This is a genomic window from Streptomyces sparsus, assembly GCF_054776295.1.
Genome location: NZ_BAAHCA010000062.1, coordinates 1 through 12,416, shown reverse-complemented (window position 1 = coordinate 12,416; position 12,416 = coordinate 1). Strand labels below are relative to the sequence as shown.

The 12,416-nt window shown below is 71.7% G+C and carries 14 protein-coding genes; 10 read left to right on the top strand and 4 right to left on the bottom strand.

All coding sequences use genetic code 11. The features are described 5' to 3' along the window. The 6 genes from ACYVE9_RS06385 to ACYVE9_RS06360 all read left to right on the top strand — a co-directional run. Positions 1 to 187 (top strand): hypothetical protein (locus ACYVE9_RS06385; protein ID WP_461026737.1); only part of this gene is annotated, 187 nt, incomplete at its 5' end. Between the two features lie 130 nt (positions 188 to 317). Beyond that, entirely contained in the window at positions 318 to 1,160 is an 843-nt protein-coding gene (locus ACYVE9_RS06380; RefSeq protein WP_461026736.1) for a nitrilase-related carbon-nitrogen hydrolase, read from the top strand. Then, positions 1,157 to 2,461: an aspartate aminotransferase family protein gene (locus tag ACYVE9_RS06375; protein WP_461026735.1), complete on the top strand. Its 1,305-nt coding sequence runs from the start codon at positions 1,157 to 1,159 to the stop codon at positions 2,459 to 2,461. The genes ACYVE9_RS06380 and ACYVE9_RS06375 overlap by 4 nt, the downstream gene beginning before the upstream one ends. A 5-nt stretch (positions 2,462 to 2,466) precedes the next feature. Further along, a complete protein-coding gene (gene hydA, locus ACYVE9_RS06370) occupies positions 2,467 to 3,873 on the top strand; it encodes a dihydropyrimidinase (RefSeq protein ID WP_461026734.1) in 1,407 nt (468 codons plus the stop codon). Between the two features lie 28 nt (positions 3,874 to 3,901). Next, a complete protein-coding gene (locus ACYVE9_RS06365) occupies positions 3,902 to 4,903 on the top strand; it encodes a TIGR03842 family LLM class F420-dependent oxidoreductase (protein WP_461026733.1) in 1,002 nt (333 codons plus the stop codon). Positions 4,904 to 5,124: 221 nt separating this feature from the next. After that, positions 5,125 to 6,606, top strand: a complete 1,482-nt coding sequence (locus ACYVE9_RS06360; protein ID WP_461026732.1) for an NCS1 family nucleobase:cation symporter-1 — start codon at positions 5,125 to 5,127, stop codon at positions 6,604 to 6,606. Between the two features lie 121 nt (positions 6,607 to 6,727). On the opposite strand, the gene ACYVE9_RS06355 is transcribed toward ACYVE9_RS06360, so the two are convergent. The 3 genes from ACYVE9_RS06355 to ACYVE9_RS06345 form a co-directional block, all read right to left on the bottom strand. Continuing rightward, a complete protein-coding gene (locus ACYVE9_RS06355; protein ID WP_461026731.1) occupies positions 6,728 to 7,264 on the bottom strand; it encodes a hypothetical protein in 537 nt (178 codons plus the stop codon). Beyond that, positions 7,261 to 8,307 carry a TerC family protein gene (locus tag ACYVE9_RS06350; protein WP_461026730.1) on the bottom strand — a complete coding sequence of 349 codons (1,047 nt, stop codon included), beginning with the start codon at positions 8,305 to 8,307 and terminating at the stop codon, positions 7,261 to 7,263. Before ACYVE9_RS06350 ends, ACYVE9_RS06355 begins: the two co-directional genes overlap by 4 nt. 114 nt (positions 8,308 to 8,421) lie before the next feature. Continuing rightward, positions 8,422 to 8,973: a universal stress protein gene (locus ACYVE9_RS06345; RefSeq protein WP_461026729.1), complete on the bottom strand. Its 552-nt coding sequence runs from the start codon at positions 8,971 to 8,973 to the stop codon at positions 8,422 to 8,424. A gap of 159 nt (positions 8,974 to 9,132) precedes the next feature. Between ACYVE9_RS06345 and ACYVE9_RS06340 the strand changes: the two genes are divergently transcribed. Then, positions 9,133 to 9,474: a helix-turn-helix transcriptional regulator gene (locus tag ACYVE9_RS06340; protein ID WP_461026728.1), complete on the top strand. Its 342-nt coding sequence runs from the start codon at positions 9,133 to 9,135 to the stop codon at positions 9,472 to 9,474. Between the two features lie 109 nt (positions 9,475 to 9,583). Next, positions 9,584 to 10,105, top strand: a complete 522-nt coding sequence (locus ACYVE9_RS06335; protein ID WP_461026727.1) for a DinB family protein — start codon at positions 9,584 to 9,586, stop codon at positions 10,103 to 10,105. Positions 10,106 to 10,294: 189 nt separating this feature from the next. On the opposite strand, the gene ACYVE9_RS06330 is transcribed toward ACYVE9_RS06335, so the two are convergent. Next, positions 10,295 to 11,083 carry an MBL fold metallo-hydrolase gene (locus ACYVE9_RS06330; protein WP_461026726.1) on the bottom strand — a complete coding sequence of 263 codons (789 nt, stop codon included), beginning with the start codon at positions 11,081 to 11,083 and terminating at the stop codon, positions 10,295 to 10,297. A 90-nt stretch (positions 11,084 to 11,173) separates the two neighbouring features. On the opposite strand from ACYVE9_RS06330, the gene ACYVE9_RS06325 reads away from it, so the two are divergent. Together ACYVE9_RS06325 and ACYVE9_RS06320 are read left to right on the top strand one after the other, a co-directional pair. Continuing rightward, positions 11,174 to 11,782, top strand: a complete 609-nt coding sequence (locus ACYVE9_RS06325; protein WP_461026725.1) for a CGNR zinc finger domain-containing protein — start codon at positions 11,174 to 11,176, stop codon at positions 11,780 to 11,782. A gap of 26 nt (positions 11,783 to 11,808) precedes the next feature. Then, positions 11,809 to 12,416 (top strand): gamma-glutamyltransferase (locus ACYVE9_RS06320; protein WP_461026724.1); only part of this gene is annotated, 608 nt, incomplete at its 3' end.

Genomic DNA, 12,416 nt, shown 5'->3' with positions numbered 1-12,416 from the left:
TGCGAGCGCCCGCGAACCGCAGGCGACGGATCTGCTGGCCGCCCTGGTCAGGGCCCGCCCTGCCGAGGCCGCCGCTGCCGCAGCCGTGGACCGCGCGGTGCTGCCCCCGCTGCTGCGGGCCGCCGCACACTCGGTCTCCCTGCAACACGGCCGGGACATCGAGGGTCTGCTGGCCCGCGAAACATGACCGACCCATGATCATTACGGTGACGTCACGGCGATGGCCTTGCCACCGAGGGTGACGGGGATTACGGTCGCATCCTCGCGTGGATCTACACGCGTCATGCCTGGCTGACGCCCCGACAAAGGAGCAGCTCATGGCCGATGTTGTGCGTGCCGCACTGGTGCAGGCCAGCTGGACCGGCGACACCGAGTCGATGATCGCCAAACACGAGGAACACGCCCGCGAGGCCGCCCGGCAGGGCGCCAAGGTGATCGGCTTCCAGGAGGTGTTCAACGCCCCCTACTTCTGCCAGGTGCAGGAACCCGAGCACTACCGCTGGGCCGAACCGGTGCCCGACGGCCCGACCGTCCGGCGCATGCAGGACCTCGCCCGGGAGACGGGCATGGTCATCGTGGTGCCGGTGTTCGAGATCGAGTCGCCCGGCTTCTACTACAACACCGCGGCGGTCATCGACGCCGACGGCACCGTGCTCGGCACCTACCGCAAGCACCACATCCCGCAGGTCAAGGGCTTCTGGGAGAAGTACTACTTCAAACCCGGCAACCTCGGCTGGCCGGTGTTCGACACCGCGGTCGGCCGGGTCGGTGTGTACATCTGCTACGACCGGCACTTCCCCGAGGGCTGGCGGGCCCTGGGCCTGGCCGGCGCCCAGCTCGTCTACAACCCCTCCGCGACCTCCCGCGGCCTCTCCGCTCACCTGTGGCAGCTGGAGCAGCCCGCCGCGGCCGTCGCCAACGAGTACTTCGTCGCCGCCATCAACCGGGTCGGCCGCGAGCAGTACGGCGACAACGACTTCTACGGCACCAGCTACTTCGTCGACCCCCGCGGCCAGTTCGTCGGCGACGTGGCCAGCGACAAGGAGGAGGAACTCCTCGTCCGCGACCTGGACCTCCGCATGATCGACGACGTCCGGCAGCAGTGGGCGTTCTACCGAGACCGGCGTCCCGACGCCTACGGGGAGCTGACGCAGCCATGAGTGACGCCACCGCCACCCACCGCACGCTCCACGAACGGCACCGCGACGTGCTGCCCGACTGGCTGTCGCTCTACTACGACCGCCCGCTGGAACTGACCCACGGGGAGGGCCGGCACGTCTGGGACGCGGACGGCAACCGCTACCTGGACTTCTTCGGCGGCATCCTCACCACCATGACCGCCCACGCCCTGCCGGAGGTGACGAAGGCCGTCAGCGAGCAGGCCGGACGTATCATCCACACCTCCACGCTCTACCTCAGCCGCCCGATGGTGGAGCTCGCCGAACGCATCGCGGCGCTCTCCGGCATCCCCGACGCCCGGGTCTTCTTCACCACCTCCGGCACCGAGGCCAACGACGCCGCCCTGCTGCTCGCCACCGCCCACCGGCGCAGCAACCAGATCCTGGCGATGCGCAACAGCTACCACGGCAGGTCCTTCACCACCGTCGGCATCACCGGGAACCGCTCCTGGTCGCCCACCAGCCTCTCGCCGCTCCAGACGCTCTACCTGCACGGCGGCATCCGGCACAGCGGTCCCTTCGCGCACCTGGGCGACGCCGAGTTCATCGCCGCCTGCGTCGCCGACCTGAAGGACATGCTCAACCAGACGTCCCGCTCGGTGGCGGCGCTGATCGCCGAACCCGTGCAGGGCGTCGGCGGCTTCACCGCCCCGCCGGACGGCCTCTACGCGGCGTTCCGCGAGGTCCTCGCCGAGCACGGCATCCTGTGGATCAGCGACGAGGTGCAGACCGGCTGGGGGCGCACCGGCGACCACTTCTGGGGCTGGCAGGCGCACGACGGCAACGGCCCGCCCGACATGCTGACCTTCGCCAAGGGCATCGGCAACGGCATGGCGATCGGCGGCGTGGTCGCCCGGGCCGAGGTGATGAACAGCCTGGACGCCAACTCCATCTCCACGTTCGGCGGCAGCCCGGTGACGATGGCCGCGGCCAACGCCAACCTCGCGTACCTGCTGGAGCACGACCTCCAGGGCAACGCCCGGCGGGTCGGCGGGCTGCTGATCGAGCGGCTGCGCGGCGCCACCGCGGGCCTCACCTGCGTCGAGGACGTCCGGGGCCGCGGCCTGATGATCGGCATCGAACTCACCGACGCGCGCACCGCGACCGAGGCGCTGGAAGCCGCCAGGGAACGCGGCCTGCTGATCGGCAAGGGCGGCCTGCACGGCAACGTGCTGCGCGTCGCGCCCCCGCTGTCGCTGACCGTCGCCGAGGCCGAGGAGGGCGCCGCCCTGCTCGAAGCGGCCCTCCACCAGGCACAGTCCCGGCCCGTTCAGGAGGTGTGACCGACATGGCGGGTTCCCGCACCGTGATCCGCGGCGGTCTTGTCGTCACCGCCACCGAGGAGCTGGACGCCGACGTGCTGATCGAGGGCGGGACGATCGCCGCCCTCGCGGCCCGCGGCAGCGCCTGCGCCGAGGGCTGGACGGCCGACCGGACCATCGACGCGACGGGCCGGTACGTCGTGCCGGGCGGCGTCGACGCCCACACCCACCTGGAGTTCCCGTTCGGCGGAACCTTCTCCTCCGACACCTTCGAGACCGGCACCCGCGCCGCCGCCTGGGGCGGCACCACCACCATCGTGGACTTCGCGGTGCAGGGCCGCGGGCAGGCGCTGCGGGAGGGCCTCGACACCTGGCACGCCAAGGCCGAGGCGCAGTGCGCCGTGGACTACGCCTTCCACATGATCCTCTCCGACGTCAACGCGGACACGCTCAAGGAGATGGACCACCTCGTGGCAGAGGGCGTCACCTCCTTCAAGCTGTTCATGGCCTACCCGGGGGTCTTCTACAGCGACGACGGCCAGATCCTGCGGGCCATGCAACGAGGCGCCCAGAACGGCGGGTTGATCATGATGCACGCCGAGAACGGCATCGCCATCGACGTGCTCGTCGAGCAGGCACTCGCCGCCGGCCGCACCGATCCCCGCCACCACGGCGAGGTGCGCAGGGCACTGCTGGAGGCCGAGGCCACCCATCGGGCGATCCAGCTCTCCAGGGTCGCCGGCGCGCCGCTGTACGTCGTGCACGTCTCCGCGGAGGAGGCCGTCGCCGAACTCGCCCGGGCCAGGGACGAGGGGCATCCCGTCTTCGGGGAGACCTGCCCGCAGTACCTGTTCCTGTCCACCGACAACCTCGCCGAGCCGGACTTCGAGGGGGCCAAGTACGTCTGCTCCACGCCGCTGCGTCCCAGGGAGCACCAGGAGGCGCTCTGGCGCGGACTGCGCACCCGCGACCTCCAGGTGGTCTCCACCGACCACTGCCCGTTCTGCTTCTCCGGGCAGAAGGAACTGGGCCGCGGCGACTTCTCCAAGATCCCCAACGGCATGCCGGGCGTCGAGCACCGCATGGACCTGCTGCACCAGGGCGTGGTCGAGGGCCGGATCTCGCGGCGCCGCTGGATCGACATCGCCTGCACCACTCCGGCCCGCATGTTCGGCCTGGCGGGACGCAAGGGCACGCTGGCGCCCGGCGCGGACGCCGACGTGGTGGTGTACGACCCGCACGCCGAGCAGACCCTCTCGGTCACCACCCACCACATGAACGTCGACTACTCCGCGTACGAGGGCAAGCGGATCACCGGCCGGGTGGAGACGGTGCTCTCCCGCGGCGAGACGGTCCTGGACCGCCGCACCTGGACGGGACGCGCCGGTCACGGCCGCTACGTGCCCCGCGCCACCTGCCAGTACCTCGACTGACGCCCGCCGCACCGGAAAGAGGACCAGCATGGACTTCGGGCTCGTGCTCCAGACCGACCCGCCGGGCTCGGCCACCGTCGGCCTGATGCGGCGCGCCGAACGCAACGGCTTCCGCTACGGCTGGACCTTCGACTCGGCGGTCCTGTGGCAGGAGCCGTACGTCATCCACAGCCGCATCCTGGAACACACGGACCGCCTGATCGTCGGCCCCATGGTGACCAACCCCGGCACCCGCACCTGGGAGGTCACCGCCTCCACCTTCGCCACCCTGAACGAGATGTACGGCAACCGCACGGTCTGCGGCATCGGCCGCGGCGACTCGGCGATGCGAGTGGCGGGCCGCGCCCCGAACACCCTGGCCCGGCTGGGGGAGGCCATCACCGCGATCCGGGAGCTGGCGGAGGGCCGGCAGGCCGTCGTGGACGGCGCCGAGCTGCGGTTGCCGTGGGTGCGCGACGGCCGGCTGCCGGTGTGGATGGCCGCCTACGGGCCGAAGGCCCTCGCGATGGCCGGCCGGCTCGCGGACGGCTTCATCCTCCAGCTCGCCGACCCCTACCTGACCGAGTGGATGGTCAAGGCCGTCAGGTCCGCCGCCGTGGACGCCGGCCGCGACCCCGACGACGTCACCGTCTGCGTCGCCGCGCCCGCCTACGTGGGTGACGACCTGGCACACGCCAGGGAGCAGTGCCGCTGGTTCGGCGGCATGGTCGGCAACCACGTCGCCGACCTCGTGGGCCGGTACGGCGAGCACTCGGACCTGGTCCCCGACGAACTCACCGACTACATCAAGAACCGCACCGGCTACGACTACGCCCACCACGGCCGGGCCGGCAATCCCGACACCGCCTTCGTGCCGGACGAGATCGTCGACCGGTTCTGCCTGCTCGGACCGCCCGAGGCGCACGTCGAGAAGCTTCGTGAGCTGCGCGCGCTGGGCGTCGACCAGTTCGCCGTCTACGCCATGCACGACGCGAAGGAAGGCACCATCGACGCCTACGGCACCAGCGTCATCCCCGCTCTCGGCACCTGAACCCCGGACGGCCGGGGCCGGGACGCCCGAGCCCCGGGCCGCCGGCGGGCGTCCCCGGAGAGCCGTCGGCGGAGCCCGACCGGGCTGCCGGCCCACCCGCGGTGAGCGGCGGCACAACCGCCTGCCGGGCCGGACCCTGAGCGGTCAGCGACACCCTGTACTCCCGCACAACCACTGTGCGGCCCCGACACCCCGTGCGGCGAGACGAAAGAGGTGCGCCGATGTCCGGAACAGCTCCCGCGGCAGCCGACCAGCCCCCGATAGCCGGGGACAGCCGGTTCACCAACAGCGACCTCAGCCCCGTCCCGCCGGCCGAACGCCGCTGGACGACGTACAACTTCGCCGCCCTGTGGATCGGCATGGCCGTCAACATCCCGTCCTGGACGCTCGCCTCCGGCCTCGTGGCGCTCGGCATGGACTGGAAGCAGGCCGTGCTCACCATCGCCCTGGGGAACGTCATCGTGCTGTTCCCGATGCTGCTCACCGGGCACGCCGGCCCCAAGTACGGCATCCCGTTCCCGGTGCTGGCCCGCGCCTCGTTCGGTGTGGTCGGCGCCAACCTGCCCGCCCTGCTGCGCGGGCTGGTCGCCTGCGCCTGGTTCGGCATCCAGACGTGGATCGGCGGCCAGGCCATCTACTTCCTGGGCGGCCGGGCGTTCGGCGCCTGGTGGGCCGAGGCGGGCACCGTCTTCTCCTACCCGTGGACCCAGTGGCTGTGCTTCCTGCTGTTCCTCGTCATCGAGATCGTCGTCATCGTGCGCGGCATGGACGCGGTGCGGCGGCTGGAGAACTGGGCCGCCCCGCTGATGCTGCTGGGCGCGCTCGCGCTCCTGGTGTGGATCGCGCAGAAGGCCGGCGGCTTCGGTCCGCTGCTCGACCAGCCGTCCGCCCTGGGCTGGGGCACCGACTTCTGGAAGGTCTTCTTCCCGGCGCTGATGGGCATGATCGGCTTCTGGTCGACGCTGGCCCTCAACATCCCCGACTTCACCCGCTTCGGCGCCGGCCAGCGCGCCCAGGTGTGGGGCCAGACGCTCGGACTGCCCACCACCATGGCCGTGTTCGCGCTGCTGTCGGTGCTCGTCACCTCCGGCTCACAGGCCGTCTACGGCGAACCCATTTGGGACCCGAGCCAGTTGGCTGCCCGCATGGACAGCACCCCGGGTGTGCTGTTCGCGCTGTTCGTCATCCTGCTGGCCACGCTCTCCACCAACATCGCCGCCAACCTGGTCAGCCCCGCCTACGACCTGTCCAACCTGGCGCCCCGGCACATCGACTTCCGGACCGGCGCGCTCATCGCCTGCCTCATCGGCGTGGTCATCTTCCCGTGGAAGCTGATCGAGAGCCCGAGCGTCTACATCTTCACCTGGCTGGGCACCGTCGGCGGACTGCTGGGCACGGTCGCCGGCATTCTCATCGCCGACTACTGGCTGCTGCGCCGCACGCACCTGGAAGTCGCCGAGCTGTACCGGGCGGACGGCCGCTACTGGTACGCCCGCGGCTGGAACCCGGCGGCGCTCGCCGCCTTCGCCGTCGGCGGGCTGCTCGCCGTCGGCGGCTCCCACTCCGCGCCCGGCCAGGGACCCTTTCCCGAGGACGGCCTCATACCGCTGCTCCGGCCGCTCGCCGACTACAGCTGGGCCGTCGGCCTGGGCGCCTCCCTCGTCGTCTACCTGCTGCTGATGCGCCGCCGGACCGCCGCGTAGGCGGCAGCGCCTGGTGACGGCGGTGCCCCGGGCTGAGTGTCGCACCGGTGCGGTGTCCCGCCGGAGGGCCCGAAGCACGGTCATGCGGGTGCGCGTCGCGTCCGCCACGAGGATGACGACGCTACGAGGCGAGGGGTGGGGGCGGCGGGTCGGTGGTGTGGGGCGGCGCGTCCGGCAACTCGTCGGCGAGGGTGAAGTGCCTGCCGGGCGGGTGGAGGGGCACGGAGGTGAGGGCGGTGGTGGCGCCGGCGCGGTCGGCCAGCCGTTTCAGGCTGCGGGCGGGCAGGCGGTGGTAGGGATTGGTGCGTGCGGGCAGCACGGTGACGACGCTGCGGTAGGTCTCGGCAGGGGCGAGGGCCTCGCGGTGCGCGGCGAGGACGGCGTCGGCCTGGCGGGCGAGGCGTCGGTACCGGCCCAGGTGGAGCAGGGCGTTCAGACTGAAGCCGGTGGAGGCGAAGGCGATCGCTACCGTCAGCTTCCGCCCGGTGCGAGCGGCGAACCGCCCGGCACGGACGGCCACTTCCCGGTCCGCGCGGGCGCCGGTGAGGACGGCCAGCACGCCACCGGCCGGGTGGCCGGGGAGCGTGTAGGTGTGCACGGCGGTGACCGGGCGGGGGGTGGGGACGTCTGCGTGCCGGCCTCGGAACAGGGTGATCACGGTGGGGGTCCTTCCGTCCGGTCAGGGGGAGTCGAGGAGCCGGTGCGGGGATTGGTCGGCGAGGCGGCCTCGACGCCCGCCGGGGGGTTGGTGCCGGCCGGTGTGTCGACGTTCTGGCCACGGGTGGCGAGCAGGGACCAGGCGATGGACACGGTGATGGTGACGACGATGACACCCAGGGTGAGAGGAATGGGCAGCTTGCCGACGGGGGTCTCGGACAGGATCAGCTTGACGCCGGCGAAGGCGAGCAGGATCGCGAGCCCGTAGTGGAGGTGGGTGAAGCGGCGCAGCAGTCCCGCGAGGCAGAAGTACAGGCTGCGCAGGCCCAGCACGGCGAAGGCGTTGGCGGTCCACACCAGGAAGGTGTTGGTGGTGATGGCGAGGATCGCGGCGACGGAGTCGACGGCGAAGACCAGGTCGGTGGCCTCGATGGTGACCAGCGCGACGAACAGCAGGGTGGCCACCCGCCGTCCGTTGACCCTGGCGAAGAAGCGGCCGCCGTGGTACTTCGCGTCAGTGGGAATGACCCGCGTCACCAGGCGGACGACGACGTTGCGGTCGGGGTGGATCTCCTCGTTCTTGGAGACGGCCATCTTGTAGCCGGTCCAGATGAGGAACGCGCCGAACAGGTAGGCGGTCCAGAAGAACAGCTCCAGCAGTTCGACGCCGACGAAGATGAAGACCAGCCGGAAGACCAGGGCGCCGACGACACCCCAGAACAGGACCTTGTGCTGGTAGGCGGGCGGAACGGCGAAGAACGAGAAGACCAGCGCGAAGACGAACACGTTGTCGATCGACAGGGCCTTCTCGATCAGATACCCGGCGTAGTAGGTGGAGGACACCTCCGTGCCCTGCCACGCCAGCAGCACCAGGCCGAAGGCGAGGCCGATCGCGATCCACACGCCGGACCAGACGGCCGCTTCCCTGAAGCCGATCACGTGGTTGTCGCGGTGCGCGATCAGATCGATGGCGAGCATGACGGCGATGACACACGTGACCGCTGCCCACACCCACAGCGGGGCGGTGAACGACAGGTCATTCATGGTTGATCGGCTTCCTGTGGCTGGGGGCGGAGGTGAGGGCAGGGCCGGGCAGCTGGCCAGGTGGGTCGCCGGGCGGCCATGGGCAGTCGCCGCTGGGCCGGCGCCCTCACGGGCTCACACCTCGGTGGGTGACACTTCGACCGGCCTCGGGCCCGCGTCGTCGAGGGGCGCCGCCGGCAGGCAGGGAGCGACGGCGTGGACTGCGGGGCCCCCGTGCAGGTCCGAGGCTTCGATCAGGCTGTGCGCGTCCAGGCCTACGGGGCCCCGGCTGGAGGCGACCAGCAGCGGGGAGCGGTGCCTTGACGCCAGCGCCAGTACCTCGTCCGCCGCCCGCTGCTGCGACTGTCCGCCGTCGGCCGGCAAGCGGTGCACGACCGGAATGTAGCCGACGCCCGCGCGGCGCAGCGGGGACAGCACCGGCGCGAGGACCGTCCGGGCGGCCTTCGCGTCCTCGTGCGAGGACCCCGTCAGCCGCTGTCGGGCGGGCAGCACAGCGACGAGCAGGAGCGGCGCCTTCCGGGCAGCGGCCAGGCGGACCGCCGCCTCCACCACGGCGAGGTCGTCGGACCGGTCGGCCACCAGCGCGGTGACCGGCCGCGGCAGGGAGACCGGCAGGAGCGGGGCGTCGGTGGTGGGACGGGGCCTGGTCAGGGTCTGGGCGGGCATCGTGACCCCCTTTCAGTGGTGCCGGAGGGGAGAAGCGGGGACGTGTCCAGCGTCACCCGAGCACCCGATACCCGTCAAGACTTACGTGAAAAGATTTTCGCCAATAAACTTTCGTAAAACACTATGGTCCAGCGGAGTCCGCTTCGTATGCTGAGGGACATGAGCCAGCTGACCTCCGCGCGTAGCGACCAGTGGACGTTCCTCACGAACCACGCTCGCGTCCTGATCACCCTCGCCCGCGATCCCGAAGCGCGGCTACGGGATGTCGCCGAGCACATCGGCATCACCGAACGCGCCGTACAGCTGATCGTCGCCGACCTCGAAGCGGCCGGATACCTCACCCGCACCCGGGTCGGCCGCCGCAACCGCTACACCATCGACCCCACCGTCGCCCTGCGCCACCCCGCCGAAGCGGAGCACCCCGTCGGGGACCTGCTGGCGACCTTCCTGCACCGCGAGGACATCCCCGCCGCCGATCCCGAACCCGCCGCCACGCCATGACCCGGCCCGCCGCGTTCCCGACCTGATCCGGCGCCGTGATGCCGGGCGGGCGAGCGGCCCGGCAGAAAACCGCTTTCCCGGCGACCGTCCGCTGTGGCACGGTCGCCCGATGCGCCCATCCCGACGCGACCTGCTGCTCGCGCAGTTCGAGCTGACCTGGTCACTCTTCGAGTACCACCTGCAACTGCTGGAGGCGGAGGACTTCCTCTGGGAGCCCGCGCCGCTCTGCTGGACGGTCCGGCCCGGCGCCGACGGCGGCTGGGTGCCGGACTGGGCGGAGACCGAGCCGGACCCCGTCCCGGTCCCCACCATCGGCTGGCTGAGCTGGCACATCGGCTGGTGGTGGAGCGTCACCCTCGACCACGCACGGGGACGGACGCCGCGGGAGCGCACCGCGGTCGAGTGGCCAGGTGCGGGGGACCCGGCCGTCGAGTGGCTGCGCGGTCTCCGGACCGAGTGGCTGGAGGTCCTGGACGGGCTGACCGACACCGAGCTGGACGCCACGGCATCCTTCCCGCGGCAGGACGACCCCGCGTACACCGTCGCGCACATGCTGGGCTGGGTGAACTCCGAGCTGATGAAGAACGTCGCCGAGATCGGCCAGCTGCGCCTGCTGCGACAGGCCCGCTGACCCGGCGGGCCGCGCGGTGGAGGAGCGCACTCCGGCGGGTAGTGGGCTCCGGAGAGCGGAGTGGGGCCGCCCCTCCCGCGCGGCCGAAGCGCGCGGTTCGCGGGTTTCCTGGAACTGACGGCCGAGGGACCCGTGCGCCGGATGCCGACCGGCACCGGGGCGGGCCGGTGCACCCGCGGTCGGGCCGGCTCAGGAACGCCGGGCCCAGTCCCGGTCCAGGCGGTCGGCGAGGCCGGCAGCGGCGAAGGCGGCTTCGAGCTCGTCGCGGCCCTCGGTGAAGTGGGCCCAGCTGTCGTGGTGGACGGGAACGACGCGGCGGGCGCCGAGAATCTCCGTTGCCTCGGCTGCCTGGGCGCTGTCCAGGACGAGCTGCGAGCCGTCGAAGAGCATGGGGAAACGGGGGGCTCCGGCGAAGAGGATGGCGGTGTCCACCGGGGCGAAGAGCTTCGCGGTCTCCTTGACCGCTTCGAGTGAGGCGTTGTCTCCGCTGACGTAGACGGTGGGCAGGCCGTCCCCGGTCAGGACGAAGCCGACGACCTGGCCGGTGATCGCCTCGACGTCCTCGCGTGGGCCGGGGCCGTGGATGGCGGGGACGCCGGTCACGGTGATCGTGCCCCCGTCGGGCCGGTTCAGCTCGACGGACTCCCAGTCGGTCAGGCCCTTGGCCCTGGACCCCAGGCGTCGGCCACCGCCGGGGGTGGTGAGGGTGAGCGGGACGTCGGCGAGCAGGGCCCGGCCGGAGTTGTCGAGGTTGTCGGCGTGCTCGTCGTGCGAGAGCAGGACCACGTCGATCGGGCCGAGGTCGGCGGGAGTCGCGGTGGAGGCGGCGGTCTTGGTCAGTGTCGGTCCGGGAGAGGGGTAGTCGCCGGGGCCGTCGAAGGTCGGGTCGGTAAGGAAGCGCAGGCCGCCGTACTCGAACAGGGCGGTCGGGCCGCCGAAGGTGCGGACCTGCGTCTGCTCGGTGCTGTGCTGGGACATGATCCATCATCCTCATGGGAAAGTGTTGTGTTTTCCGTGATGTCAGGCTAGGTCGGAGTCACGGAAAAAAGCAAGCGATACCATGAGGGCATGAAGGAGATCGCGGTTGCCGACATCAAGGACGCCGCTCTGCCCCCGGCTCCCGGTGTCGACCAGCACCGTTCCCTGGGCTTCGCCGACACCGCCGTGACCCTGCCCGCCGGCCAGAGCTACGACCTGCTCGCCGCCCCCGGCTCCGCCAGGCGCTGGCTCGTCAGCCACGACCTGACCAGCCGGGACGTGCAGCTGTACGAGGTGTGCGCGTCGCGGATGCGCACTCTGCGAGGCCATGTGCGGGCCCTGTTCGCCGCCCGCGTCGAGGGTGTCGCCCCGCCCGAGGAATCCCTGCGAGCTGTGAACCAGGCGCTCACGGCAGTGCCCACGGCGCCCCTGCTCGCCTGGGACGGGGCTCAGGGACTGCGCCGGGTTACGGCGCACCCCACCGACCAGGCCGTGAACCACGCGCTGGCGACCCTTGCCGCCGATGCCGCCGACCTGCTCACCGGCCCGGACGTCGCCCTCCTCGCCGTCTGTGGCTCCCCACCCTGCGACCGGTTCCTCCTGCGGACCCACGGCCGACGCCACTGGTGTTCCACCCGCTGCGGCGACCGTGCCCGCGCGGCCCGTGCCTACGCACGGCGCAACGAAGCCCCGCAGTGACGGGACCTCACGTACCGAGGAGGACGATGTTCACCACCCGGCCCACCCTTCAGGGCACCTTCGGCATGGCGTCCAGCACCCACTGGCTCGCGTCGGGCACGGCGATGGCGGTGCTGGAGGACGGCGGCAACGCCTTCGACGCGGCGGTCGCCGCCGGCTTCGTCCTGCACGTCGTGGAACCGCACCTCAACGGCCCGGCGGGGGAGGTGCCCGTCCTGCTCGCCCCGGCCGGCGGCCCGGTGCGGGTGCTGTGCGGGCAGGGGGTAGCACCGGCCGGAGCCACCCTCGCCCACTACACCGGGCTGGGCCTGGACGTGGTGCCCGGCACAGGGCCGCTCGCCGCCGCCGTACCCGGTGCGTTCGACGCCTGGATGCTGCTGCTGCGCGACCACGGCACCATCACGCTGGAGCGCGCCCTCGGCTACGCGATCGGCTACGCCGAGCACGGCCACCCGCCCGTCGAGGGCGTCGGCAACACCGTCCGGGCGGTGCGGGAACTCTTCGAGACCGAGTGGACGTCCTCCGCCGAGGTGTACCTGCCCGGCGGACGGCCGCCCGAGCCGGGACGGCTGTTCCGCAACCGGGCCCTGGCCGCCACCTGGCGGCGGCTGCTCACCGAGGCCGCCGCAGCCGG

What these genes read in the sequence shown, in the direction of transcription:
- ACYVE9_RS06380 (WP_461026736.1), top strand. Translation starts at nt 318, where the DNA reads ATGGCCGATGTTGTGCGTGCCGCACTGGTGCAGGCCAGCTGGACCGGC.
- ACYVE9_RS06375 (WP_461026735.1), top strand. Translation starts at nt 1,157, where the DNA reads ATGAGTGACGCCACCGCCACCCACCGCACGCTCCACGAACGGCACCGC.
- hydA (WP_461026734.1), top strand. Translation starts at nt 2,467, where the DNA reads ATGGCGGGTTCCCGCACCGTGATCCGCGGCGGTCTTGTCGTCACCGCC.
- ACYVE9_RS06365 (WP_461026733.1), top strand. Translation starts at nt 3,902, where the DNA reads ATGGACTTCGGGCTCGTGCTCCAGACCGACCCGCCGGGCTCGGCCACC.
- ACYVE9_RS06360 (WP_461026732.1), top strand. Translation starts at nt 5,125, where the DNA reads ATGTCCGGAACAGCTCCCGCGGCAGCCGACCAGCCCCCGATAGCCGGG.
- ACYVE9_RS06350 (WP_461026730.1), bottom strand. Translation starts at nt 8,307, where the DNA reads ATGAATGACCTGTCGTTCACCGCCCCGCTGTGGGTGTGGGCAGCGGTC.
- ACYVE9_RS06345 (WP_461026729.1), bottom strand. Translation starts at nt 8,973, where the DNA reads ATGCCCGCCCAGACCCTGACCAGGCCCCGTCCCACCACCGACGCCCCG.
- ACYVE9_RS06340 (WP_461026728.1), top strand. Translation starts at nt 9,133, where the DNA reads ATGAGCCAGCTGACCTCCGCGCGTAGCGACCAGTGGACGTTCCTCACG.
- ACYVE9_RS06335 (WP_461026727.1), top strand. Translation starts at nt 9,584, where the DNA reads ATGCGCCCATCCCGACGCGACCTGCTGCTCGCGCAGTTCGAGCTGACC.
- ACYVE9_RS06330 (WP_461026726.1), bottom strand. Translation starts at nt 11,083, where the DNA reads ATGTCCCAGCACAGCACCGAGCAGACGCAGGTCCGCACCTTCGGCGGC.
- ACYVE9_RS06325 (WP_461026725.1), top strand. Translation starts at nt 11,174, where the DNA reads ATGAAGGAGATCGCGGTTGCCGACATCAAGGACGCCGCTCTGCCCCCG.